Origin of the sequence: Streptomyces abikoensis, from assembly GCF_014648775.1 — a bacterium.
Lineage (GTDB): Bacteria > Actinomycetota > Actinomycetes > Streptomycetales > Streptomycetaceae > Streptomyces > Streptomyces abikoensis.
The window spans coordinates 1,347,304-1,372,050 of sequence record NZ_BMRT01000001.1 but is presented as its reverse complement, the minus strand read 5'-3'; the positions used below and the strand labels follow the sequence as shown (position 1 = coordinate 1,372,050).

Sequence of the window (24,747 nt, the reverse complement as noted above, 5' to 3'; positions counted from 1 at the left end):
TCGCTCCTTCGGTCAAGTGCTCGTGGCCAGCGGGACTTCAGGCTTGATGGCGGAGCTTCGGTGCTCCCGCGCGACGCGGTCGACAACCAGCTGTCGGAGTACCTGGCAGTCGGCAAGGTCACGGGACAGGCGTGGATCGGAGCTCACCTGCTCTTCCGCGTCGTGCAGAAACTCGCGCCAGGGTCGCTCGATCTCGGTTCCGTACAACCCCAAGAGCCGCCGCCACGACTGCTCATACGCGGTGACTGAGATCAGCCACTCCTCGAGAGTCTTGCGGGGAGTGTGGCCGCAAGGCAGGTGACTCGTGGCGCGGATCGTGCGGCCGGTGGCGAGCGCACTCGCAGATAGGCTCGGCCCGATGAGGGCGCCGAGGTTCAGAGCTGTGGTGATAGCGCGCTCGAACGCCGGCCGTCGAGCTAGGGTTCCGCCAGCCCCACCTTGGATGTACGGCTTGTTGACGACGTTCCCTGTGCGTTCCAACGCCCGTATGAACTTCTGCGAGCTCGGGGTTTCCCAGAGTTCGCACTGTTCGTGGATGACCATGCCACTGATGGCATCGAGTGTGGGCTCGGTGGCAAGTGCGCGTTCCAAGAAGGCCCAGTGAGCGGTGCCCCGCAGGACCGCATCCGCGTCGAGGAATCCGACCAGATCCTGTCGGGTGCCCAGACGCGCGGCGATTCCGAGGCCCTCCTGTACGGCACGGATGTAGCCGACGTCATCAGCAATGACTGCCACAGCGAATGCCGGGGTCGTCTCGCTGATTTCCTTGACCAGGACATTGGGGTCCACGACGGGTCCGCGAGTGCCGTTGAAGACCAGGATGTGCATGGTCTGCGTGCAGGGGCTGGCCTCCGACGCGGCGCGCAGGCTGGAGGCGATGGCGGGTCGCGGGTCGTGGTCCGGTCCGACCGGCACGACGATGGGGATCATCCGACCCAATGACCCATGTTTGGGAATGTGCAGTAATTCGGTGGCCACGCCCGGCTCCTATTCTCGGATCAGCGGGATTTGACGATGCGACGTGCTGCATCCAGGCCCTGTCGGACGGCCTGGTCCATATTGATGTAGCTATAAGTGGCGAGGCGTCCGGCTGCTATGAGCGGATTCCTCGTGTGAGCGGCGAGTTGCGCCTCGTAGGAGGATTGCAGCGCCTTGTTGACGCCGGCGCTGTCGGGGACTGGGTAGTGCTTTGCGGAGGCGCCGGGGTACTCGCGCATGACGACGGTCCCGGGCCTGTCGTGGAGGCTCTCCAAAGCCCACTTGGTCTCGATCGTCCTGGTCCACTGGACGGCAAGGTCGGGTTCGTTCACCACCATCGACGGTTGGGCGAGTTTGACGTCCCGGATGAACTGACTTTCAAGACGGACTCCTCGCCATTCCAGCGGCCCCAGCTCGCTGCAGAAGAAGTCGTCCAGTGCAGAGGTGATCACGACGGGCTCACCGGGCAAGGTCAGCTCCGTCAGGTTGCCGTAGGTTATCGGCTGCCCGAGATGGATCTCCGCAGGCTCGAGGAGTGCCTCCACGAGGTCTGCGTAGCCCCGCTTCGGCCAACCCTGATGGGGGTCACGGAACAACCCTCTGTACCCGTCGTCGCGCAGCTCAACTCGATTGGTGGCAACGGAAGCCGACAGGCTCTCGGGGGCCCGCCCCCACTGCTTCATCGTGTAATTGCGAACACAGAGGTCGTAGAGAGTTTCTCCCATGAGTGACCGGCAATACGTCTCGAAGTTGGTTAAGTCAGGCCGATCTGGGGTCGAAGCCAGCTCGCGCTCCACTTCGGGCCATTCCTCGAGTTGAGACAGTTCGCATTTCTGGAGAGGCCAGCTCAACTCATGGGAGCGTACACGGATGGTGACTCGGTGTCGGTAGGGCACGAATTCTGTGAGTTTGGAGACAAGTTGCCACACCTCGGCGTCGTTAGTGTGGAAGATGTGCGCGCCGTGTGGCTCGTATGGGATTCCTCTTAGCCACTCGGTCCGTATGTGTCCACCGACCACGTCGGCCTGTTCGTATATGCGCACATGAAAGCCGTGTCGGGCTAGTTCCCACGCGGTGGTTGCGCCGGTCAAGCCCGCGCCGACCACAACGCAACTCCTAGACGTGTTCATGCTGGTCCGCCTGATTCGCGCGATTGGCCTGGTTGTTGGCGTGTTCCACATGGGTAGTACCGAAACCGTGTCTATGGATGCGAGTAAGGAACTCGCTGTCGATCAGTATCGAGATGCGACGCAAGGCCTATTCTCCCGTCTGATGCGAGTGTGCGCGTCTATGTCGTGCGCACCATCGGTGATCGCGGTTTTGAAGAGCGGATTTTGCGAAGGGAACTCTCCGTTGTCGGCTAACGGAATATGAGGTGCTGTCGTTGTGGGCCGGGTCCAGCAATCGATGTGGCTTCACCTGTGAGTGTGCTACAAGAACACAGGCAGTCAGTGTGCTATTCAATCGACCGGAGGGCCTATCGCGTCGGTGATATCACTCGCGTGATGCTGTGTGTCAGGTCGAGGAGCGGGCCGGCGGGTGGGGAGTGACGAAGCGCCAGACAAGGTTGATTGCTGTGGGCAGTGCCCAGTTTCTGGGCTCATGAGGGAGCGCAAGACGTCGTTGGCGTAGCGGGCCTGTACCGTCACGCCGGAGCCGCTGGGCGGTGGGAGGCCGTGAGGCGAGCGAAGAGGATCGCATGGGCGTGTGTACCCTCAGTGGGCTTTGGACCCGATCCAGTCCATCTGCTCGCGAAGCGTTGTCCACGGGAAGGGTTCGGATTGGTCGGCAGGGAGGATATGGACCCCCCACGCTCGAAGACTGGCGAGTGCTTGCACGTATGCGGGGTGTGCAGCCAGATCAGCGTTCATCCACGGCACAACGAGTACGGGCATGCCTCCGCCGACTGCTTCGCTGATCACGGCCAGCGCCAGCGTGTCTGCGATCCCAGCCCCGAGCTTCGTGATCGTGTTGAACGAGGCTGGTGCGACGACCACAAGCTCTGCACGGGGCAGGCCCACTGGGTCATCAGGGTCGAAGTCCCAGCGCACCGACCGGCCCGAGCGTGCCTCGGCTTCAGCGAGGTCCAGGAAGCGTAGTCCCACCGGGCTGGGAATGAGGTAGGGATCCCAGCCGGTCGTACGAAGTGTGGCCGCGAATTCGGGGATCTCTCGGGTCGGGCGGGTCCCACATCCGATGAGGTGCACCACTGGATTCATGATCGGTTCCCTTCGCTTTAGGGCGATCATGCCGCTGAGCGTGGTCTTGGAGGGGGCCGGCGATCGCTGCCTTCCTGCGCATCACCCGTTCTGCGGATGCGTCCGCGCCCGTAGCGCGCCGCGCGTGATCTTGGTCAGGCGATCGACGTGATCGATCACGATCCGACACTCAGGACACGATTCGTGACCAATGGCAGAGCGCTCGTCGAAGGCGCTGTCCGGGCAGGGCGAGCTCGCCGAGGCTAGCTGGCCGCCGGGGGCTCGAGCTCCCACGCGCCAAGGTGAGCAAGCTCGGCCAGGTCACCGACCTATTCGCGGAGGTCGGGCCTCGTGGCGAGCAAGCCGGCCGCCCGCTGCACCGTGAAGGAGGGTGGCGCCTACGTGAACAACGTGAAGGTGACCGCCGAGTATGCGGTGGCCATGGCCGACGAGCTCTGCGCGGACGCTGGCTGGTGCTGTGCAGGGGCAAGAAGAACTGGTGGCGATCGAGGTCTCGGAGCCTGACTGGCTCTTGTCTACGCTCCCGCTGGGCCATGTCCGGATCCGACGGCTGGCTGCTGCCCGTCATGCCGTGGGCGACGTCCGTGTCCCAGGCGGCGGGGATGATCTGCTGCACGAAATTCCTGTCGTAGGTGCTCGTATATGCGCCCTGCGAGTCAGGGCATAGAACCAGACCAGGTCGAGAGGGGCGTCGTCGGCGTGCATCAGCGGCGCGGCCCTTGATGCGGGGGAGCCAACGGGCGGCGTGGTGTGGCGATCGGCATCGCCGCATCCGTACTTGTCGCAGGGTCTTTTGGGGTGTGCCCGCAGGCTCAAGTTAGGGTCTGTGTCCATGCAACGGTTGGTTCTCTTCGATCTCGATGACACGCTGATCGACAGGAGCGGAGCCCTGGTCAGCTGGGTGACCGAGTTCACTGCACGGCACCGTCTCGGGGATCACGTCCGTCGGCAGTTGATCGCCAGGTTGAAGGATCGTGCCTCTCCTGCGGCCTTCGGGGAGATCCGAACCGAATACTGCCTTGCACCGTCCCGGGATTCCCTGTGGCGGGAGTACCGCCGTGACATAGCCGCATCCGTCGCCTGTTCAGACGCCGTCCTTGCCGGCCTCGCCGGGCTCCGGGCTTCGGGATGGCGGGTTGGGATAGCCACCAACGGGCCGAGCGACATCCAGACGGCCAAGCTCAGGGCCGCCGGCATACTCGAACATGTGGACGGCGTGTGTGTCTCGGAAGCAGCCTGCGCCCGGAAGCCGGAGGTCGCGTTCTTCGTCAAAGCAGCGGAAGCATGTGACTCCTCGCTCTCTGGAGGCGGCTGGATGGTCGGCGACAACCCCGAAACCGACATCTGTGGAGGCCAGGCAGCCGGGCTGCGGACGGTCTGGGTAAGCCGCGACAGGCATTGGCCCACCCACCTCGCTCCACCCGATAGATCGGTGCCAAATGCCCTCGCGGCGATTGAACTGCTCCTGAATGTTGACCACTCGAGGGGTGCTGCATGACGGTGAACGTATCGACGGTCGGGCTGCTGCACCCCGGCAGCATGGGTGCCGCTTTCGCTGCCCAGCTACGTTCCCAGGGCATTCCTGTGTTGTGGTGCCGGACTGGCCGCAGCAATGCCTCCAGGCAACGGGCTGACTGCGCTGGCATCGAAGCAGTCGATGATCTCGGTGGGCTCCTACGGCGTGTCGATGTGGTGCTGTCGCTATGTCCGCCTGAGGCGGCCGAAGACGTTGCAGCACAGGTTGGAGCCTTTGGCTTTCGGGGCGGCACGTACATCGAGGCGAATGCGATCACCCCGCTGAGGGTCCGCCGCATCGCCGATCGCCTGCCTCACGCGATTGTCGTCGATGGAGCTGTGGTCGGCTCACCGCCGGTGGGCGGTAAGCAGCCCACCCTCTATCTCTCCGGACCGAGCGAACACGTTGCGCAGGTCGAAGCGCTTTTCAGGGGCACTGATATCCGTGCTCACCGCTTGGGAGAGGAGATCGGGAAGGCTTCCGCGCTGAAGCTCGCCTACTCCAGCTATCAGAAGGCATCACGAGTCCTGGCCGCTGTGGCCTACGGGCTTGCGGACTCGCACGGTGTCGCCGACGAACTCCTTGAGATTGCGAGCAAGCGCTCCGGCAGCTATCTCGCCGAGACCGACTACATCCCCAAGACGGCCGCACGTGCTTGGCGGTGGGGCCCCGAACTGGGCGATGCCGCGGACCTGCTCGCCGAAGCAGGTCTCCCGGATCACCTCATGCGTGCGGCTACCGAGGTCCTCCATCTTTGGGAGAGCGCGAGGGACAGGACCCTCACAGTCGACGAAGCCCTCCGGCAGTTGTGTACTGAAGGACAGGCTGATCACAAAGGTGGTACGGGGGCCGCGGAGAGGTAGTCGTCCGTGCGGTGGGATCCCTGTCTGTCACGCTGAAGTGCGGACCAGGTGGTCAATCTGCCGGGCTGCGTCTGCCGGTGAGCAAACCTCGGTGTCCACGCGGAGGTGCCACGACGCGGACTGGTTGTGGGTGAGGTCCAGGTCGGTCGCGTCCCAGGCTGTGAGTCGTGCATCCGTATCGCCGTCTCCCCGTCCCTTGGAACGCAGCGCTGTGGTGTCGCGAGAGCACCACAACAGGATGCGTGACCACCTCGCAGGGTAGTTCGAGGCGACAGCCTCGACGCCTGCTACTTGGCCCAGGTGCAGGATGGGGATGCATCCGTCTTTCATCACCGCGTCCAGGCCTGGCCAGTCGACGACGTAAGTGTTGCCGTAGCGGTCGTTGCGGTAGAGGACATCGCCGTGGGCCTCCAGCTCACCCAGCTGCTCAAGCGTGCCCATCCTGTATCCCTTGGTGTTTCCGCTCCCGACCTTGAGACGGGTGAAGGGAACGTAACGCGGATCGAGCGCGGCGAGCTCGTCGGTAACGGTGTCCTTCCCCGCGGCCGGCGGCCCGTACAGCAGTATCCCTTGATTCATCAGAACACCGTCCCGAAGACCTGACGAACTTGATCAGTGAGCGATATGGCCGCGCCCAGCCGGTTGTCCACTATCAGATGGGGTACAGCAGGCCGGAGCTCTGAGTCGATGGTCGCTACGTAGTCGTCCCAGTTCTGTAGTTTCCAACTGTCACGAGCCGCCGATCGGAAGCTGATGTACTCGTGCATGGTCTCCAGGTCACACTGGATCCAGACGACAGCGACACTGACCCCTCGTGCCTCGCATCGGTTGGTCAGGCGCCTCATCCAGCGGACATCGGTTACCTCGGAGACAAAGGGCGCAGTCAGCACCGTGCTGATGGAGCAGTCGACGTTTGCGTACGCGGTCTCCAGCAAGCACTGGTATTCCAGTGGGCGCACTTGTTCACGGTAAAGAGCGGAATGCCGGTCATGAGGGTCACTGCCCATCTCGACAAGTAGCCTCTCCACGAGTGGCCGTGTGATCGGGTCCTTATCGAGTACAGGCCATCCGGTGAGCTGGGAGATGAAGCGTGAGAATTCCGATTTTCCACTGCCTGCGTATCCGCCGACCATCAGCAGTGTCGGCCGGTTCGGGTCTCCACCGGTGTGTCGCCGCTTCCACGCATCGATGATCCGCTGCTGCACCCCCTGTCCATCGGAGTCCGTCGTTCCCGGGGCGATCTGGGACAAGGCGCGCTCAACAGCCAGTACGTGGGCGCCGTTGTACGGCTCGCTCGACGGTGTGAGCTTCATGAGGGTCGCTTCGTCCGGCAGCGCGTTACGGAAGCCGAGCTCGGGTTCCGTAGCCCTGTAGAGGAGGCAGTACGCCCGTCGGTATTGAGGTCCGGGGTAGACCTCTCCCTGCTCGTGCTGCCACAGAGTCTGGAAGTTCGCTGCTGGCTCAGCGATGCCCGCAGCGCGGGCCACCTCTCGCAGCCGTTCCCCAGCCCTCTCCAGCGTCAGCCCGTGTGCTTCACGCATCTCACGGAGCCTGTCCGGGCGCCATCCCGCACGGCGCTTTGCCATGTCCGTTACCGCCTGCCCATCCCTTGCCATGATCAAGACCATAAGTCTGCCCCTCATGAACCCGTGTGCAAGCAGATGTTGAAAAGTCATGTCGCCACGGAGCGAGCGGCAGCGGTGGACGGCGGTGATACGTCGATCGTCGATGCCCACGGTGTCATGTCCAAGTCCCGCCCAAACCATCGCGTTGTCAGGCGGGGGACCTGATCACCTGAGATCGCGCACCGAGGGTGGCAGGACCGGGCGGTAGTCGGGATCAGCGTGGGAAAGGCCGATGCGCCGGGCTCGCAGCCGCATGCCGCCTGAGGCCAGTGCACGCACGAGAGCGGGCGGGCGGCGGGCTCCGAAGGCGCAACGAAGTGGCTCGTCGAGGAGCGCGTCTGCGGCGGCGCGGACCAAGGGGCCGAGGACGGCGGGGAAGCGATTGGTGAGAATACCGCGGGTGGCGGTCCACAGCTCGGCGGCCTCCGCGGTGCGGCTGAACCGGCTCTGTTCGTAGCGGTCCATCCAGGCGGCGAACCCGCCCCATGTCGGAGGGACTTTTTGGATGCCCATACGGTCAGCCAGGGCCAGGTAGAAAACGTGGGAGGCGTCCTTCTCCTCTGTAGTTGTGGGCCGCCAGGCGTAGGTGTCGCACCAGCGCATCGGGGCGACGTCGAAGCAGGCCAGGACATAGAGGAACTCGTCGTTGGTGATGTGCCAGCGGGCATGGATGCGGTTGAGGGCAGCCACGGTCTGCGTACCCAGCTCGCTGTCGAGCCCATCGCGGAAGAGCCGGTACATCATCTGGCCGGTCGTCTTGGCGCGCAGCTCCGTCTGGCCCGTCATCTTCCTGGTGGAGGCCAGGAGCCGCGCGATCTCGGGCACAGCAAATGCACGGTAGAAGCCGATGTTGAGGCCGAACGCGAGATCCTCGCTGAAGTCGTGGAAAGCGAGGCGTCGATAGACGGATTCTGCTCGCGACAAGGTTGTTTCTGCGTCGGATCCGGGCTTCACTCTGTTCCCCTTGGGGTCTCAGTCGTTCAGGCGGTCTCGGCTAAAACTTGGGCGACGAAGGGCCCCTGGAGGTGCTGGGAGACCAGGACCAAATGTCGGCGCTCGTCTCCCGGGGCGACATCCGTGCCGGGCGTGTGCTCGGAGTGCTGGGCCGGGCGCTGCCGAGTGCGCAGGGCGCGCACACCGCCGGCGAGGGCCGCGGCGGCGATCGCGGCCTCCCGCTCTTGCGGTTCCAGACTGTCGTGCTCTGCCGCACGGCGGCGGGCGACCTCAACCACGTCCGCCGGGACCCACGGGCGCAGAGCAAGCTGCCCGTCGCGAATCTCCCGGGTGCGGCGGGTGATGCGCCACTCCAGATCGCGGGTGGCCAGCCGCTCAGCCCACGGCCGCAGCGGGTTGTCCAGCGCCAGGCGCCCGTCGACCTGCATGGCGGTCATCCACAGTGGATGCAGGGCGCGGTAGTCGGCTCGCCGCTGACGCCAGGTGACGACCGCGGCGCCCGCCCAGCCGGAAGCGAGGACCAGACAACCGACGCAGCCCGAAAGAGGGCCGACGATCGAACCCAGCCAGTCCAGGGCATGGTGGTCTGCTGCCGCGGCAGTGATCGCGACGGTCTTGCTGAGGCAGTAGCCGCCGATCAGCACGCACCCGATGGTCAGACGCCGCAAGGTCCGGCGCAGCAGGCCATGCGCGGGTAGGTCAGCGGCGTGTTTCCAGGAAATTCGACCCAATTGCCACAGTGCCCAGCCGAATCCCGCCTGGTAGATCAGCAGGAAAACAAGGACCGAAGGACGGTGCGCGTAGGTGGTGTCTAACGCCACGGAGGTATCCATGCCCGGGCAGAAGACCGCGAACAGCACCGCCATGGCCGGAATGATCAAGCCGTAGACCCACATAACCTTGCGCCGCACCTCGGATCGCACTGTGGCGTAGGGCACGGCCCACACCTCACGGCTGGCTGGGCGCCGGGAGGGCGGTGACCAGAGCAGTACGAGCGTGATGGCGCAGGCGCTGAACAGCATTCTGCCGACGTAGGCGAGCAGCACGCTAAAGGGGCCGATGCCGGACACTCGATTGATGAGGTGAGCGATCGCGGGTGCCGCGCAGAGGAAGGAGAGGGCGGAGACCAGCGCGGCCATCCCCATGACGAGCAGCGCCGGGCCGCGTTGACGGCGCCAGGCCCGGAGTTTGAAGCCGGCCAGTACGCACAGCAGGATGCTCAGGAACAGGCAGAGATAACTGAAAATGATGTCAGACATGGCGGCTCCGGCGGTGCTCCAATGAGGTGACCACTGCGGCATTCGTCGGCTCTGCAGGCGCCAGGTTGAGTTGCTGCCAGAGCAGGGTGCCGAGTACCTCAGCCTGCTCCTCGGCTGGGTCGGCGTAGTGGGAGCGACCCAGGACCAGACGGACGACCTCTGGGTCCAGGGCGTCGAGTTCGGGGATATGCGCGAGGAGGAGATGTGCTATCTCGTGGCAGATAATGTGTGCCTGGTGGGCCGTACTGGTGTGTTGCGGGTAATAGATCCGGTCTTCGGTCAGATGCTGCTCGAATTGTCCGGATCTCTGCCCGTGGGTCATTTCCCTGGCGATGAGCACGATGGGACGTCCCCGCTGCACACCGAGTCGTTCGCATAACTCTTGGACGGTGGAATACGGAGGCAGGTTCGCCTTCTCCAACAGGGCTCGGCACTCGCGTCGGGCGCGTCGTAAGCCCACGAGGGCATTCTCCTGTCCTTCAGGGAGCCGCCAGCGGATTGCCACATGACCCAGGGGCATGTCTGCCGCACTCACGGACGTCCTCCTGGCTGAACGAGCATGATGATCCCCCTAACCGGCCGCCGCCGGGCATACGGGTCGTGCGACAACGTGGGCTGGCTGGCGGCGCCCTCCGGCGCGCCCAGGGCCGCCGGACCGACCGCCCTCACCGCGTCCTCCCCGCTCCGCCAACTGCCAGCAGGACAACAATGGCCGGAGTATTGATCGGTCCCTCGCTCATGTGCGCCCAGGACCGCTGTCAGCTCCTAATCCGAGGGCCTTGCGAAGCTGGTCGATAACAGCGCGCACCGGGCCCCTCATGGCCGGCGGAAGTTCCGCAGCCCCCTCGGCGATCTGCCGCACTTCGTCGTCATCGAGCAGGTCGACAGCGTCTTCGCCTCCCGCCTCGCGTCCGGCGGCCCGGTGCTCGACCCGCTGCGCCCTGCCGGCGCGGTGGTCCTCGATCATCCGCAGGTTGCGTTCGACGGACCGCACGGTGGGATGGTCCGAGGCGTTGAGGAAGTAGTCCGTCGACACACCGAACAGCTTGGCCAGACGCCCGGCATTGGCCAGGCTCGGCACGGACTGCCCCTTGCGGAGCTTCCCGACGTACTGGTTGGACAGACCCGTCTGCCTCGCGATCTCGGTGTCCGTATAGGGCCGCCCCAACGAGGCGGGATACACCACGTCGATCAGGCGCCTGAACCGCTGGGCGAACAGTGCCGCGTCCCGCTCCCCAGGCGGGGGCGACGGGGCCGACGCGTGCCGATTTGGAGTGGACATGGGCGCATCCTAGGCCAGGCGTCGCACGGTCGAACACCCCCCAACGGAACGTAGATACACGATAGTTGAACCCCAGCGGCGATCCTCCGTTTCGCTGAGCTGCACCTTTAGGGGAACGTTCTCCAATCGATTGACACGGGTGAGGGAACTGCAGAGGATCGGGCTCCTGAGGGCGGCACTCACTCGCGGGTGCGGCCTTCACGCCCGTGGGAAGAGGTGTGCCATGCCCAAGGCCGGCAGCCACCCGATTCCCGGATTCTCGTCCTCCGCAGGGGAGAGGGCGAGGCCGGGACGCCACAGCCGACCCCCCTGACGGTGTCGATGGGTGAAAGCACCGACAGTCCGCTGGCGAGCCCGGCGGTCGAGCTGTAGGGGGTGGGTTGAGTCGCTGCTATCGGTGAGGGGGCGGCGGTGTCGCACCCATGGCCGCCCCCAGTGCAGGACCGCCAGCTGCAGTGGGGGATCTGGCTCGCGCTGTGCACCGGTACGTAGCGGGATCGCTTGTCCACGGCGCCGGGTCGGGTATGACCTGCTGGCGGCAGCGGCGTCCCTGAAGCGAGGCCGGTGTGTCTGGCGACAGCTGCACGAAGTGCTGCCGACTGATCCTGGACGTGGGAGTCCAATGCTTCCAGGCACGCGAAGGTGCTAACCGAAGCTCGCAGGTCCGTTGTGGTCGCCTGGGGCCGAGGTCGAAGCGTCCCGGTCGCTGACGCGCGGCCTTGACATCCACTGCGGCCGGATCCGCGAGCGCGGCATGGTGGCATCCATCGGCCTCAGCGGCACTCAACTGGACCGATCTCACAGGGCTGTGGGGCGTACCCGTCTGGTCCCACGGACCCTATGGCTCTGCGCCAGCCGGCAGCGTCGCACCGATGTGAACGAAGGGATGCCCCTCGCGGGCGCGTGTGCAAGCACATGTTGAAAAACCGTGTCGCCACGGAGTGAGGAGCTTTGGTAGCCGGCAGTGATACCTCGGCCGCCGACGTCACGGTTTCATGTTCAAGCCCTGCCACACCGCTCGAGCCCGGAGATCTCATGATCTATCTCGGGGTCGGGCCCCGCCGGCTCTCCGGTCGGCTTCGGTTCACCAAGGAGCAGATGTCCGTGTTGACGCTACGTACCGCTGAAGCGCTTGCGGTTCCAGGGGAAGTGCGCCGTTGCGAAGGGTGTGGATGTCGACTGAGCAGGTACAACAGCGGCCGTCGCTGCAGTGCATGCAGCCGTCGAGAAGGGGGCGAAAGCGCAAGGATGTTCTCGGTGCCTCAGCGCGTATGGGAGGCCGAAGAGGTGCAGCAGGCCCTTACCGAGCGAGACTTCGGGACCTTGTGCCTCTTGATTCGACGGCTTGGGTCGCTCCGGCAGGAGGACATGGCCAGGCTGACCGGCCTCAGTCAGCCCTTCTTATCGATGCTTGAAGCGGGTGTGCGGAAGCTTACGAACATCGACAAGATCGTCAGACTGCTCGATGGCCTTGAGGCGCCGATGGAGCTTACAGGTCCGATGTTGCGCGCCTCAGAAGAATCCACGTCGCCTTGTGGTGGTCCTGACGGATCTACGTCGGGGTCGGGGACGCGATAGCCTCCTGCCCTTCGCGCCGTCACAGTCGAAGATCACTAGCTCAACAGGGTTCCGCGCCGTGATCGGGAGTGTAGAAGCCTGGTGACAGCCTCGTCGCGTGCACCGTTGCCATGGGTCGCGACCTCGTCGGCCTGTTGTGTGCGTTTTGATGCGCGGCCTCGTCCGCTGCCGGCGAGCGAAGCATGGGGCCGGTAAGCTCCATCGGCGCCTGCAGTCCGTCAAGTAGCTGGACGATCTTGTCGATGTTCGTGAGTCGGCGCACGCCTGCCTCGAGCATCGATAGGAACGCCTGGCTCAGCCCGGTCAGTGCGGCCACGTCTTCCTGTCGGAGTTCGCCATGCTTGCGAATGAGCAGGCAGAGACACCCGAAGTTCCGGTCTATGAGGGAGCGTTGCACGTCCGATAACTGCCAGACGTGCGGGGGAACGAAAGGTGGGGCAAGCTCCGCTTCGTACAGGTGGCGGAGGCATCGGTTGCAGTAGTTCTCCCGGTTGTACCTGCTCAAGCGGCCCTCGCATCGACCGCAGAGTCGCACTCCTTCTTCCACCGGAAACGCCTTGGTGGCTGGTAGCGTCCGCACGGTCATCCACTCCTTCGTGAAGCGATCACGGGCAGAGCCAGGAGGTGCCCTGGCTCGGCAGTGCTGGGGTCATGGCATCGGGATGCAGGCCGTGCCGGTAGTACTTAGGTTGCCGAAGCTGTTCAATACCTGCAGCAAAGCTGATCACCTTTGCGTTGGTGGGCTCGGCAGCGGGAACGGACGTAGCGGCGCTGCCGCCCGTGGTCCTGACCGATGTGCTTCGGCGTGGTCGCCGGTCTCCGCGTGCAGCCGGTGGGCGAGCCGCGCAGCGGCGTTCCGGGTCCGGCAACGCCTGGCTCGATGACGAGGTGGCTGTTACCGAACGTCGTGGTCGTGCGAGACATGCCAAACTCCGATTTCCCGGGGTGCGAGTTGAGGTGCGCGGGCGTCAGCAGATGCGGCGCCACTGAGTGATCAGTGGTGCCATGCCATGGTGGACGTCAGGGAGGGCCGTTTCGAGGACTTTAAGAGGACGTCAAGAGGACTTATATAGGTCCCTATTGCTCCTGTAGGGGCTATTTGTTGCCTGATCAGGGACTTACAGTGGAACTCTCAGGCAAGCGCCAAGCCCGGAGGTACCCGTGTCCCGCCCTGCAGGTAACACCCGACTCAAAGCAGCTCGTGTCGCTGCCGGGTACAACTCGCAACAGGCTCTCGCCGACGTCATCACCAGGACCGCATCGCGCCTTGGGATACGTGGCCTCACCGTCGGCGTCCGGCAGGTACGGCGTTGGGAGTCGCGTACACCGCCCTGGCCGCACCCCGACATCCGACGGGTTCTGACTCATCTCTTGGGCCAGAGCATGGAAGAACTCGGCTTCACCCCGCCGTGGGGAGCCGAAAGCACCTCGGTGGCGCCTGCTGGCCAGACGGCCACCGCTAAGTCGAGAGTCGGCACCAGGCTCGCCACCGTCCCCTCACAGGTCCCGCTCGTGTCGCAACCTGCCAGCATCGGCAGGGACTTTGAGGCGGTAACGCGCTCTCACCGCCGCATGTACTGGTCGGTCGCACCGGCGACGCTTCACCCGGCGATACTGGAACACACGAGGCTTGGCTGCTCACTTCTGCCCGAAACAGCGGATCCGGGGCGCCGTATACTTGCCGCCGCGCTCGCCGAGTCCTACCTCCTGGCAGGACGCATCGAGTTCTTTGATATTCAACAGCCGGAACGGGCGAGCGAAACGCTCCTTCGTGCCCTGCAATCCGCGGGGGAGGCGGACGACTCACTGCTTGGCTCAGCCATTCTCGCGCACACGGCCTTCATCCCGGGCTGGGCGGGAAACCGCAACGGAGCCGTCGAGCGGATGGCGGCCGCACGGACCTATGCCCGACGCGGAACCGCTTCCGCTGAGTTCTGGGCATGGCTGGACGCGGTCGAGGCAGAATGCGAAACCCGATGCGGGGACACCCGCGCGGCCCTCAATCTGATCATCCACGCCGAAGACGCCCTCGCCGCCGGCTCGGAGCACGCGACGCCCGAATGGATGGACTGGTTCAGCGCGGTGCGCCTGGCCGCCTTCAAGGGCAACACGCAGCTCAAGGCCGGACACATCCCCCAAGCCCGGACCACTCTGCTTCACGTCCTGGACGGCCTGCCCCCGGAGTCGGACAAGCAGCGGTCGGTCGTCCTCGGCGACCTCGCCGCAGTCGAAGCTGCCGACGGAAATCCGCAACAGGCATGTCACTACGCGTTGCGAGCTCTCGACCAGCTGGCGATCACCCCGTACGCGACCGGCATGGATCGCGTACGGGATGTGCGCCGCTCGCTCGCACCCTGGCAGAACGAGCAGTGCGTTCGTGACCTCGACGACCGCCTCTATGACTGGGGTACGACGGTCAACGCACTCCAGCGTTGAACTTAGCAATTTTTTCGGGCAGTTCGGACAGAGAGTCGATCCGCATAGTGGTGATGCGGTCGGCGTCCGGGTCGTGCTGCTGGATCGTGCCCCACGGTCCGCGTCGGATCAAAGCCGCGCGGAGGCCCGCCGCGACCGCGGGCCGGATGTCGTTGTCCAAGCGGTCGCCGACGTACAAGATCTCCTCGGGCTCCGCGGGCGTCGCTTCAATGACGTGCTCGAAGAACTTCACGTCCGGCTTGGAGGCCCCCCAGTCATCGCTGGTGGCGATCAGGTCCGCGGGCAGATCCAGGCCCCGCAGCAGCCCCCCGGCCCTGACCGTCTGGTTGCCCGCGATACCCACCCAGAGTCCGGCCTCGCGAAGAGCCGAGAGTGCCGGCCGCACATCGGGGTAGAGGTCCCCTTCACCGAACCACTCGGGCTTCCCGGCGGCGGCCCGCTTCTCCCGCTCCTCAGTCAGATCGAAGCCCGGCTGGAACACCTGGAAGGTCTCGCGATAGTCCCGCCCCTGTGCGATTACGGCACCGAACATGGCAGCGAATGTATGGCGAGGCACCTCGAGCCAGTCCGCCCAGGTCCCGTACTCCCGGGTCTCGTCAACGAGGCACTCACCGACGTCGAACACAACAGCGCGAATCATGCACCGCAGCGTAGAGCACCGCTCGGATCGCCACAGGCTGTGGTATCCCGTCTCTCTAGAAGTGGGCCATCCCAGTGCGCTGACCTGGGGTGGTTCAGATTGTCTCGTCTCGCTCAACCTGAGCAGCGGGTGATGTCCGGGCCACGCGCCTTGACTAAGGTGCGCCCATGGGGGGGGAAATCGATCGGGAGAGTGCCGGGTTCGACTGGCAGTCGGTGGTCGCCCGGGACTTCGACGTCGAACTCGATGCTCCGGGGGACCGCAGCAGTGCCGCACTCAAGGCGCTGGAGGACGACCTGGGGGTGCCCGACGAGGCGGAGGGCTTCGACCTGTGCGGCGAGTGGGCGCAGCGGCTGTCCAACGTGCTCGGCATGGGCCTGTTCGCACTGCTGGAACGGCTCTCCCACCCGGACCTGACGGTGCGCTGAATGGTGCCCGTGGTGCTGGCCTACGTGGATGCGCTGCCGATGATGTGGTGCCGGCTGCTCCACCACAGCCGGAGCGACCCGGACGCGCCGGTCCGGCTCGGGCTGCTGCTGGCTTCGGGCCGGTACGCCGGCGACCCTCGGGTGAGTGATCACCTGCGGCGCCGTATGCGGGAGGGAGACCCGGCCGAGGCGCTGGGAGCCGCCCTCGGCCTGGCCCTGGCGCCGGTCCCGGTCACCGACGACGAGGTGGTCGAAGCGCTCACCCTGTGCGCCGACGAACAGGCCGGTGCGGCCCTGGCGGAGCTGGCCTGGGGCGACCCGCGGTGGAACGGCGAACCGCTGCCGACGGCTGGCTTTGGCGCACCCCTGACGTGCGGAGCCGCTGGCTGGCGCGCATGCTGGGGGGGCTGGGGGACGGGGGACGGGCGGCTTGACCCCTCGGCCGCACCGGTGCTGATCGAGGCGGCGGACCGGCTGTTCAAACAGGGCAGTCGCTACAGGGAGCACGCGGCCGCCGTCGCGGACCTCCTCGGGCACACCGACGCCGAGGTGCGGCGGGCAGCCGTGCGCACCGCCATCTCTTCGCCCACGACGGCTACGCCGACGCCCTGCTGGGAGTCCTGGACGACCCCGGCCTTCCGCCCGGGCCCTGCGCTGCTGCGGCGCAAGGACCCCCGGTGCCTGCCGCACCTCCGGGAGAGGATCCGGCAGGGCACCCTCGACTGCGGTGTGCTGCAATACGCGGGCAACTTCGCCGACCAGTTGTGGCCCGCCATCGGGGCGCGGATCGCGGATGAAGACATTCCGGCCGCCGAGGTCACCGCGTTGCTGACCCAGGCCCGCCGCTGGCACGCGGCCGGAGACCGGATCGCCATTCCGGTCGCCACCGCGCTGGAGCGGCTGAACACCCGTACCGACGCCATCGGAAACCCCGAGCCCGACGATCACGCCGCGGCTCGCGAGGCCGCCGCGTTCCTGCGCGACTGGCGCGCCCGGGTAGTCGACGAGCAGAGCCTGGAGGACAGGCTCGCGCGCATGCGCCACACCATGGGGCTCTTCTACGCAAAGGACCACGACGTCGTACGCAGGGTGCTGGACCCCCTGATACGGCGACGCGAACCCGGCCACACCCCGCACCCCGACGATCCGCGCTACGACATCAACGCCTGCGAGTGGATCGGCGCACTGCCGGACGCGGCCCAGCCCGCCGTCGCCACCCTGCGCCGGCTACGGGACAGTACGGCGGAGCCCGGCTCGCTGCGGGCTGCCGCAGCCCACGCACTGTGGAAGATCACCGGCGAAGCGGACGGCGCGCTGACCGTCCTGGTTGAGCAGGTTCGCCACGCCCGCCTGCTCGTGCAGGACCATCTCGGCTCCATGGGGGTCGCGGCCCGGCCTGCGCTGCCCGCGCTCCGTCTGCGTGCCGACGACGGCGACAGCGACTTCGCCCTCCTCGCTCGGAACGCGGTCCGGAGGATCGAAGAAGCCTCCTGATTCAGGGATGCTGGCGAGTGCGCCAGAGGCGCTTGAGGGCTTCAAGTCCGCGCAGCTGCTTTGCTGCATCGATGTGCTGCCGGAGCTCTGCTGCGGCGACTTCTGCGTCGCCATCGACCAGCAGCTCCACACCGACTCGTCGTTGTTCATCTCCAGCTCGTTGGAGTAGCAAACTAGCCGGGCGACGATGTGAATGACTCGTGAAGTCGCAGCCCGAAATGGTGCTGCTTCGGCCGTGATGACGTTGCAGAGCGTCACGCAGGCAGTTTCGCCCATGGCAGATCGCAACAGCGTGTTTGGGACTGGAACAACGCCTGCAAACCATGTCAACGTACGGACCTCCGTAAATTCCAGCACCGGATGGATCCGCATTCATGCCCCGAACGGCCAGCCCAAAATACCCATCGCCCAAGTGCTCTCGAGAGCAGAGCCGGCGTGCCTCCCTGATGGGGGAGCCTGTTTATAGCGGAAGATCGCCGGTTACCCAAACTGGCCTTCCTGCGGACACTCGATGTTGTTCGCGCAGTCTGCTTGGCGGTGGATTCGGTGCGGACATAGAGCTGCCCGATCTGTGAGAGCTGCGGTGGGACGGTTCGTGGGCTGACCTGTCAATCCTCCGGACGTCTCGATCTCAATCTTTGCGGCGGCAGCGATGCGCAAGTATTGAGGAGAGTAAGCAGTGAGCGATCGCCTTCTATCCGTGCTGACAGTGGCGGAGCGTCTCGACGTTAGTCGCCGCACGATCTACCGGTTCATCGCCGCGGGTGAGCTGTCCATCGTCGATCTCAGAACCGGTGGCGAGCGGTCTCGAGTACGGATCCCGAGCGCCGACGTAGAAGCGCTTATTGAGCGGCGAGCGGTTGCTCCTCCTAAGCAGCGCGCAGTACCGGCCGTCTATCGCTGAGACATCACACTTGATAGTCCCTCGTTCCCCTTTGAAAGAGTTATGCCGTACATCCGCAAGCTGAAGTCTGGAAAATGGCAGGCCACCGTCCGCAATCCGGGTGGTGACCGGTTCACAGAATCCTTTCCTCTTAAGACGCAAGCCAAGGCTTGGGCAGCCGACCTCGAGATGAAATTTGCTCGCGGTGTCTTGCGTGACCCGCGTGCTGGCGAGATCAAGTTCAGGGACTGGCACGACCGATGGTGGGAGGCCCGAGTCGTCGAACCTCACACTCGCCGGGGAGACGCTTCGAGCATCAAGACCCACGTCATGCCGTACTGGGCGGACTGGGAGATACAGGGCATAGCCCGCATGGACATGCAGGCATGGATCAGCAAGTTGGTGAAGGACGACAAGGGCGTCTCGGCGATTCACCGTGCGTACAACCTCACCAAGTCGATCATGCGCGCCGCAGTCGACGAGGACCTGATCGCTGTATCGCCCTGCCGGCGTATCGATCTGCCGACCATCGCGGAGAAGCCCCCGCAGTGGTTCACCCTCGGGCAGGCGCAGGCCATCCTCGACCAGCTCGTCGATCCCTGGCGGACCATGGTCCTGCTCGGCTTCTACACCGGCTTGCGCTGGGGCGAGCTGTCTGGGCTCCACGGACACCGGATCGACTGGCAGCGCTCACGTCTCTTCGTCGTCGAGGTCAACACGAAGTCGGGGATCAAGGAGTACCCCAAGAGCTCGAGGAGCCGACGGGAGGTGCCCATCCCGCCGCATGTTCTGGAAGCGCTCGAGCGCCACATGCACGGGCGGGACCGGGACGGCGTGGTGTTCACCACGGTCACCAAGGGGCGGGCTGGGAGGCTCCTCGACGACGGGAACTGGCGTCGGCAGACCTGGTGGCCGGCTGTTCGCGCCGCGACCTACCTGGATCCGACGACCAACATGCACGTACTCGTGCCGGAGTACCCGCCTCATGCCACCCGCCACACCACTGCCTCGTGGCTCGTGCAGAATGGGGTGTCGCTGTACGAGGTGCAGCACCTGCTCGGTCACGAGAGCTACCAGACCACGCAGCGGTACGCGCACCTCCAGCCTGACGCTCATCAGGCGGTACTCGGAGCGTGGCAGCGCCTTGACGCTCAATTGACGCTCCAGGGTCCTGATGGCCTCGCCCTGGCAACCTAAAAGCGCCTCTGACCTGCGGTTTATCCGAGACTGCGCCGCCTCGACGTCTTCCCGATGACGCACCACGTGGAGTGCGTGGCGATCCTGAAGCCGGTGAAGACGGACGGCTGAGAGTATGCCGAGGCCCTGCTTCCGCGCGAAAACCCGCGCGGAAGCAAGGCGGTGCTACGCATGGGGACGCCGATGAAGCGTGGGTGTCCAAGGGGAGTCGCCGCCGGTATCTGAGCCCGCGCCCACGACACGGACAACGCGATCCGGCCATAGTGCCTGCGGCTTTGATCAGCAGCCGCAGTGTCGCTTTTCAGCGGGTTAAGATCACCGGAACCAATCGCGGCCCGACGGGCTTCCTGACGAGGACATGCCCCCACCCGCACGAGTCACTCGTGCCCTGGGGGAACCACCTCGTGTCCATGCTCCTGCTGAAGCTGTCGGCGCAGGATCTGCTCACTCTGAATTCGCGTCGTCGCATGGTGCCGCATCTCGCGGCTCGCTGGCGGCACTTCCGGGGCGCCGACGCCTCGGAGACGGAGCGGGCCGCGTGGGCGGAGAGCCTGGTGAGTCTTGCGAACGACTTGGTCGCCGCAGGACGCGGGAACGTAGAGATGATCGTCGAGTGCGCCGCCACGGTCGACGAGTCGGACCGCCCGGGTGATCCCCGGCTCATCGATGTCGTTCTGGTGGGCCGTCACCCGGAGGAGAACGGGCCGTCCGTGCAACTGGTCGAGCTGAAGCGCTGGTCGACCGTGACCAGGGTGGAGCAGGCTACGGCTGACCTGGTGCATGTACCGGGTATGAAAGACAGCAAGAAACACCCGGCTCTGCAATTGCGCGAGTACTACCAGGCGTTCACGAGTGCCAGAGGCCCGTTCCAGGGACTTGACTTCGCTTGCGGCGGCTTTGCCTATCTGCACAACGCTACGGACGACTCGGTGCGTCCCCTGCTGGAAGTGGACGCGCCTACAGGTTCCTACGCCCGTGTGTACACGGGAGACCGACGCACACAGCTACTGTCCGACCTCCGGGCTCATTTCGCCGGGGACGGTGCCGCCTCTGTGGCCGAGACGATGCTGCGGAGCATGGGCTTGCGCAATACCCCCCTGCTCGACGCCATGATCCGGTCCCGCGGAACCGACACCGTTTTCACTCTGCGCGGGCGGCAGAAGGATGTCGCCGACCAAGTAATGGAGACGGCTTCCAAAGCCCTCCCGGATCCCCGATACCCCACCTTGATCCCGGACGAGCGACGTGTGATCTTCCTGGTGACCGGAGGCGCCGGAACCGGGAAGAGCGCGATCGGCCTGCAGATCAAGGCGGAGCTGGAGGCCCAAGGCCGCACGGTCAACTACGCCAGCGGCAGCAGGGCCTTCAACGGTGCACTCCAAGAGCACGTCGGCTATGGAGACCGGGAGTTCAAGGAGACGTTCACCTACTTCAGTAACTTCGTCACCCCGCCGGATCCACCTCTGGACGTGCTGATCTGCGACGAGGCGCACCGTCTCCGCGACCGCTCGACCAACCGCTTCTGGAAACCCGAGGAGCAGGGGACCGGTCCTCAGGTGGACGAGCTTCTCGCAGCGTCCCGTCTGACGGTGTTCTTCCTGGACGAAGGCCAGTCCGTGCGACCGAACGAGGTCGGCACTGTCGGTCTGATCGAGGAGGCCGCCGCGCGGCACGACGCCCGACTCGTCCGATACGGACTCCGTGAGCAGTTCCGGTGCGGGGGCAGCGACGCCTACGTCCGCTGGGTACGCGCGATGCTCGGTGCGACCGACGAAGCGCCCGAACGGTGGACACCGGATGGACTGATGCACATCGAGGTAGTGGACACCCCCGAGGAACTCGAACGGATCATCCGCACGGAAGCACTGGCCGGTGCTTCCGCGCGCATGGTCGCGGGCTACTGCTGGCCTTGGACGAAGCCGATCGGCGCGGAGAGACGGCTGGAGGCGGATGTTCGTATCGGCGACTGGCACCGGCCGTGGAATGCCGACAGCGACAGTTACTGCGAAGACGGAGTTCCCCCGTCGAGGATCTGGTCCGTGCACGAGAACGGGCTCGGGCAGATCGGCTGCGTGTACACAGCGCAGGGCCTCGAATGGGACTGGTGCGGTGTGATCATGGGCGAGGACATGGTGCGTCGCGACGGCCAGTGGGTCTTCCGCCGGGGCAAGGAGCGCAAGGATCCGGAGACGGGTATCAAGAGCGTTGCTCAACCCGGCTCGTTCGACCCGAAGGTGAAGGCGAGCAGCGTCGATGACGAGGAATTCGCCAGGCTTGTCCGCCAGGCGTATCACGTGCTGATGACCCGGGCCAGCCGTGCGACGGTGCTCTACTCCACGGATGAGGAGACCCGGGCCTACCTCAAGGAGCTCGTCGGCGAGCTCGAGATCCACGGATTGCGTCCCACCTGGGAGAACTTGCCGGCGGAGGCGCGCAAGCCGCATCTGCCCCGGCCCGGCAGAGGGGGGCGTGGCCGCAGAGGCCGGAAGGCAACCGGCTCGAAGAGGCCTGATCTGCGGCTGTTCTGACGGGGGTTGCTGTCGGAGTGGAGTGGCGGGCTCACCGGGCCCGCCACCTGCCTGCGTCAGAAGAGCAGGCTCGCAATCGACGTCAAGGTCGTCACCAAAAGATTGGAGACGACTCCGACAGCGATCTCGTTCAGGACCTCGCGGATCCGTTCACGACGCGCAGGCTTGTACTCGACCGAGGCCATGACCACTCCAGAGCAGTGAGATCGGAATGGTAGGGGGACGCCCTACCGGGCATCCACGCTCACGTCATGTGTGACCACATGACGGGCACAACCACTCTTCAACCACGGCTCATGGGAGCAAGCACCTGAGCCGCAACCAGTACCCTCCGGGAAGGTGCGCAGCACAGTGATCCTATCTCCTGAGCTGGGCCCGCGTGTTGTGGTTTTCGAAGGCGACGGCTCAATGCAGCGATCTCATAGCTGTCCGCAGGACGTCGAAGGCTGTCGGCGTTCCTAAAGAGCCGGAGGGATCAGAGAACGGAGCTTCTCGCGGGTCTCCGCGTCCGTCGAGTAGATGATCGTTCCGATCATGCCCCGAGTGAGCAGCACCTTGTAGGTATTGCGGACGAGGCGGTCGACGTCCTCGTCCGGCGTCGCCTTGGTGAAGGCGGGGTCCTTCGACGCACTGCGGTCGACCACCCAGCGGTCGGTCCGCCAGACCAGGTCCGGACCCATGATCACACCCGACCAGTCGTACTCGAAGCCCTGCGCGGTGTAGACACAGCCGACTTGCCCGAACCCGGCAGGATCGGTGGCCCAGAGCGGCGCGGGCGGCGCGCCGAGGAGGGCGCGGTCGCCGTAGAGGTTCCAAGGCCTCGCCCAATCGCCGATGACCACGTCGGTGGGCAAAGCAGACATGCTCGGAGTGACCTTTGTCGTCCATTTCCAGCAGTAGCCGGCGGACATCCGGGCGCCGTAGCTCTGGGCCCGTCGTGAGGCGAGGAAGTCCTCCAGCTCATGTGGAGTCTCGGCGGTCAGCAGTTGCACCTTGCCGTCCGGTTCCCACGCGGCAGGCCTACCGCCCTCCAAGCCGAGCAGGCTCGTCACCCAGCTCAGGTAGGCGTCACTGCCGCCGCACCGGAACTGGCTGTCCAGCTCGACCACCGTGCACTCCAGCCCCTGTTCGGCGGCGGCCTCCTGGATCTGCTCCACTGTGCCCATCTCGCCGGGGCGCACCACCTGGTGCTGGTCCAGCAGGAACACCGGCACACGGGCGGCGTCCATCAGCTCCGTCACCTGCGCGCGACCGGTCCGCAGCGCAGCTCTGGTGTACCGGTTGGCGGAGGTCTTGCGGAGACGGTGGGCCTCGTCGCAGATGAGCACGTCGAGATCGTTGGGCTCGGCCTCCATGAAGCTGTTGAAATAACGGAAGAGTTTCTGCACCTCTGGCTTCCGGGCGCCCGCGACCTTGCGCATCGTCTGTGTGAACGACTGCGAACCGGTGGCGTGCAGGGCGGGGACCCCACGCCGGTAGAGATCGCCGAGCAAGGACAGGGCGATCACGCTCTTGCCGGAGCCCGGCCCCCCGGCGACCACGACGACCTGCTTGTGGTTGGCCCGCCGGGCCCGCCGGACTGCCGACATCACCGTCTCGTAGGCGAGACGCTGCTCGTCCAGCAGGACGAACTGCTCCCGGTTGCGGACCTCCTCGGCCGCGACGGTCATCAACTGCTTCGAGGGCCGGATCTTGCCCTGCAGCAGCGCGTCGGCTGCCTCGGCGCCGGGCTTCGCAGCCAGCCGGGAACGCAGGTAGCTCAGGAAGGCGCCGCGCTGGTCACCGGTGAACATCCGGCCCCGATCGTCCTCCGCGACGGCGCGCAGTCCAGCCACCCCGAACTCGGTCGCATTGTGCAGGTAGGCCACGCCGGCGACCGACTCCGGGACCTGCTCCAGCGCCCCGTTGAACGAGACCAGGTAGTCGCAGTAGCCGCGTACCTGCTCGATCGGGTTGAGGACCGGCTCCGGATAGGACGGAACGTGGCACCGCAGCGGGTCGTCATCCTCCGGATATGCCTCGCTCCATTGTTTGAGCTCGACCACCACGTACGACGGCTCGCCGGTGGCCGGATGCACGCCGGCCAATATCACGTCCGCGCGCTTGCTGGTGAGTGGCAGTCCGTACTCCACAAGCACTTCCACCTCGCCGAGCCCGGCTTCCACGAGCGCGTTGGTCAGCGCGGGGATGCTCCGCTCCCAGGAGCGCACCTCCGACGGCTGGGGCCGGTGGCGGTGCTTGTGCAGGAAGTTCTCGGCCAGGAGTTCCGCCAGCCGTCCCTCGAGGTGGGTGCGGTTGGCCAACGATGCCGCGGACTCACGGAACAGCAAGAAAATGCCCCCAGGCAGCACGAAGTAGCTCGTGCGGGTGGGGGCATGTCCTGTGGTTCCGCGGGAAGCGGAGCGGAAGCCCGTCGGGCCGCTGAGATGGTTCTTGCCATTCTAAAACAGGAGGTGGATCGGGCCCCCTACTGGTAATGCCGTCGCGCACGCCGGGTCAGGCCCGATGTCGGAGCCACGCAGGTCCACTACATGCGTGCCGGGGCTCCCCGGTCACGGGCGACGCACAAGCGAGTGAATCACACCGGTGCGCTCGGCCCACCGGCCGAGACCTCAGCCGGAAGAGCCGATATGGACGCGCGCCGGTTCCGCCAGGGCTGCACGCACCCCTTGGAATCCGCGGGCCTGGCAGCGCCCTTGCCGACGCCAGCGTTGTGCAACGCGGCCGAGAACTTCGTCCGTTCACCGCCCGGTTCGCCCGCCCCGCCGCCGAAGTGTCAGGGCAGGCTTGTATCGCGCGCCACAACTGTTCGCCCGGCTTCCATACAGGAACGTTTCTCCACAGGGGGGAGCACGTTCGATCCGCGT

General features: G+C 65.6%; 22 protein-coding genes and 1 pseudogene. 10 read left to right on the top strand and 13 right to left on the bottom strand.

Annotated features, from left to right (window positions below):
• Positions 1-12: 12 nt before the first annotated feature.
• The 3 genes from IE096_RS05935 to IE096_RS05925 all read right to left on the bottom strand — a co-directional run bounded on the left by IE096_RS05935 (position 13) and on the right by IE096_RS05925 (position 3,227).
• The gene (locus IE096_RS05935) at positions 13-978 is read right to left on the bottom strand and encodes a hypothetical protein (protein WP_229819947.1); all 966 of its coding nucleotides are present in this window, start codon (positions 976-978) and stop codon (positions 13-15) included.
• Between the two features lie 20 nt (positions 979-998).
• A complete protein-coding gene (locus IE096_RS05930; RefSeq protein ID WP_189449023.1) occupies positions 999-2,108 on the bottom strand; it encodes an FAD-dependent oxidoreductase in 1,110 nt (369 codons plus the stop codon).
• A gap of 585 nt (positions 2,109-2,693) precedes the next feature.
• The gene (locus IE096_RS05925; RefSeq protein ID WP_229819946.1) at positions 2,694-3,227 is read right to left on the bottom strand and encodes a flavoprotein; all 534 of its coding nucleotides are present in this window, start codon (positions 3,225-3,227) and stop codon (positions 2,694-2,696) included.
• 172 nt (positions 3,228-3,399) lie between these two features.
• Between IE096_RS05925 and IE096_RS31260 the strand changes: the two are divergent.
• The 3 genes and pseudogenes from IE096_RS31260 to IE096_RS05915 form a co-directional block, all read left to right on the top strand.
• Positions 3,400-3,673 (top strand): annotated as a pseudogene (locus IE096_RS31260) (tyrosine--tRNA ligase); the annotation flags it as partial.
• Positions 3,674-4,029: 356 nt separating this feature from the next.
• Positions 4,030-4,695, top strand: a complete 666-nt coding sequence (locus IE096_RS05920) for an HAD family hydrolase (protein ID WP_189449022.1) — start codon at positions 4,030-4,032, stop codon at positions 4,693-4,695.
• Entirely contained in the window at positions 4,692-5,576 is an 885-nt protein-coding gene (locus IE096_RS05915; RefSeq protein ID WP_189449020.1) for a DUF1932 domain-containing protein, read from the top strand. Before IE096_RS05920 ends, IE096_RS05915 begins: the two co-directional genes overlap by 4 nt.
• A gap of 27 nt (positions 5,577-5,603) precedes the next feature.
• Here the strand turns inward: IE096_RS05915 and IE096_RS05910 are convergent, their stop codons facing one another.
• From IE096_RS05910 to IE096_RS05885, 6 genes are all read right to left on the bottom strand, one after another.
• Positions 5,604-6,155: a guanylate kinase gene (locus tag IE096_RS05910; protein WP_189449018.1), complete on the bottom strand. Its 552-nt coding sequence runs from the start codon at positions 6,153-6,155 to the stop codon at positions 5,604-5,606.
• Positions 6,155-7,162, bottom strand: coding sequence for an AAA family ATPase (locus tag IE096_RS05905; RefSeq protein ID WP_373298037.1), 1,008 nt, complete (start codon positions 7,160-7,162; stop codon positions 6,155-6,157). Before IE096_RS05905 ends, IE096_RS05910 begins: the two co-directional genes overlap by 1 nt.
• Positions 7,163-7,366: 204 nt before the next feature.
• The gene (locus tag IE096_RS05900; RefSeq protein ID WP_229819945.1) at positions 7,367-8,155 is read right to left on the bottom strand and encodes an oxygenase MpaB family protein; all 789 of its coding nucleotides are present in this window, start codon (positions 8,153-8,155) and stop codon (positions 7,367-7,369) included.
• A gap of 26 nt (positions 8,156-8,181) precedes the next feature.
• On the bottom strand, positions 8,182-9,414 hold the full coding sequence (locus tag IE096_RS05895) for an MAB_1171c family putative transporter (RefSeq protein WP_189449016.1): 1,233 nt from the start codon (positions 9,412-9,414) through the stop codon (positions 8,182-8,184).
• Positions 9,407-9,754 carry a hypothetical protein gene (locus tag IE096_RS05890; RefSeq protein ID WP_049714225.1) on the bottom strand — a complete coding sequence of 116 codons (348 nt, stop codon included), beginning with the start codon at positions 9,752-9,754 and terminating at the stop codon, positions 9,407-9,409. The genes IE096_RS05895 and IE096_RS05890 overlap by 8 nt, the downstream gene beginning before the upstream one ends.
• Positions 9,755-10,150: 396 nt before the next feature.
• Positions 10,151-10,696: a helix-turn-helix domain-containing protein gene (locus IE096_RS05885; RefSeq protein ID WP_189449014.1), complete on the bottom strand. Its 546-nt coding sequence runs from the start codon at positions 10,694-10,696 to the stop codon at positions 10,151-10,153.
• A gap of 1,035 nt (positions 10,697-11,731) precedes the next feature.
• Between IE096_RS05885 and IE096_RS31965 the strand changes: the two genes are divergently transcribed.
• The gene (locus tag IE096_RS31965; protein ID WP_308430318.1) at positions 11,732-12,274 is read left to right on the top strand and encodes a helix-turn-helix domain-containing protein; all 543 of its coding nucleotides are present in this window, start codon (positions 11,732-11,734) and stop codon (positions 12,272-12,274) included.
• A 40-nt stretch (positions 12,275-12,314) separates the two neighbouring features.
• On the opposite strand, the gene IE096_RS31780 is transcribed toward IE096_RS31965, so the two are convergent.
• Positions 12,315-12,860, bottom strand: coding sequence for a helix-turn-helix domain-containing protein (locus IE096_RS31780; RefSeq protein WP_268248280.1), 546 nt, complete (start codon positions 12,858-12,860; stop codon positions 12,315-12,317).
• Positions 12,861-13,435: 575 nt separating this feature from the next.
• Here IE096_RS31780 and IE096_RS05870 point away from each other — a divergent pair.
• Complete coding sequence (locus tag IE096_RS05870; RefSeq protein WP_189449010.1) at positions 13,436-14,710, top strand: NsdA family TPR-like regulatory protein; 1,275 nt, start codon at positions 13,436-13,438, stop codon at positions 14,708-14,710.
• Here IE096_RS05870 and IE096_RS05865 read toward each other — a convergent pair.
• Entirely contained in the window at positions 14,691-15,350 is a 660-nt protein-coding gene (locus tag IE096_RS05865; RefSeq protein WP_189449008.1) for an HAD family hydrolase, read from the bottom strand. The genes IE096_RS05870 and IE096_RS05865 overlap by 20 nt on opposite strands.
• A gap of 167 nt (positions 15,351-15,517) precedes the next feature.
• Between IE096_RS05865 and IE096_RS05860 the strand changes: the two genes are divergently transcribed.
• The 5 genes from IE096_RS05860 (at position 15,518) to IE096_RS05840 (ending at position 21,880) form a co-directional block, all read left to right on the top strand.
• Positions 15,518-15,778, top strand: coding sequence for a hypothetical protein (locus IE096_RS05860; protein ID WP_189449006.1), 261 nt, complete (start codon positions 15,518-15,520; stop codon positions 15,776-15,778).
• Entirely contained in the window at positions 15,779-17,272 is a 1,494-nt protein-coding gene (locus tag IE096_RS05855) for a hypothetical protein (RefSeq protein ID WP_189449003.1), read from the top strand.
• Positions 17,273-17,951: 679 nt separating this feature from the next.
• Positions 17,952-18,176, top strand: coding sequence for a helix-turn-helix transcriptional regulator (locus tag IE096_RS05850; RefSeq protein WP_189449001.1), 225 nt, complete (start codon positions 17,952-17,954; stop codon positions 18,174-18,176).
• Positions 18,177-18,218: 42 nt separating this feature from the next.
• Entirely contained in the window at positions 18,219-19,352 is a 1,134-nt protein-coding gene (locus IE096_RS05845; RefSeq protein WP_229819942.1) for a tyrosine-type recombinase/integrase, read from the top strand.
• Positions 19,353-19,762: 410 nt separating this feature from the next.
• On the top strand, positions 19,763-21,880 hold the full coding sequence (locus IE096_RS05840; RefSeq protein ID WP_189449663.1) for a DUF2075 domain-containing protein: 2,118 nt from the start codon (positions 19,763-19,765) through the stop codon (positions 21,878-21,880).
• Positions 21,881-21,936: 56 nt separating this feature from the next.
• On the opposite strand, the gene IE096_RS31250 is transcribed toward IE096_RS05840, so the two are convergent.
• On the bottom strand, positions 21,937-22,065 hold the full coding sequence (locus tag IE096_RS31250) for a DUF6408 family protein (RefSeq protein ID WP_229819941.1): 129 nt from the start codon (positions 22,063-22,065) through the stop codon (positions 21,937-21,939).
• A gap of 273 nt (positions 22,066-22,338) precedes the next feature.
• Positions 22,339-24,210: a DUF2075 domain-containing protein gene (locus tag IE096_RS05835; protein WP_189448999.1), complete on the bottom strand. Its 1,872-nt coding sequence runs from the start codon at positions 24,208-24,210 to the stop codon at positions 22,339-22,341.
• Positions 24,211-24,747: the final 537 nt, after the last annotated feature.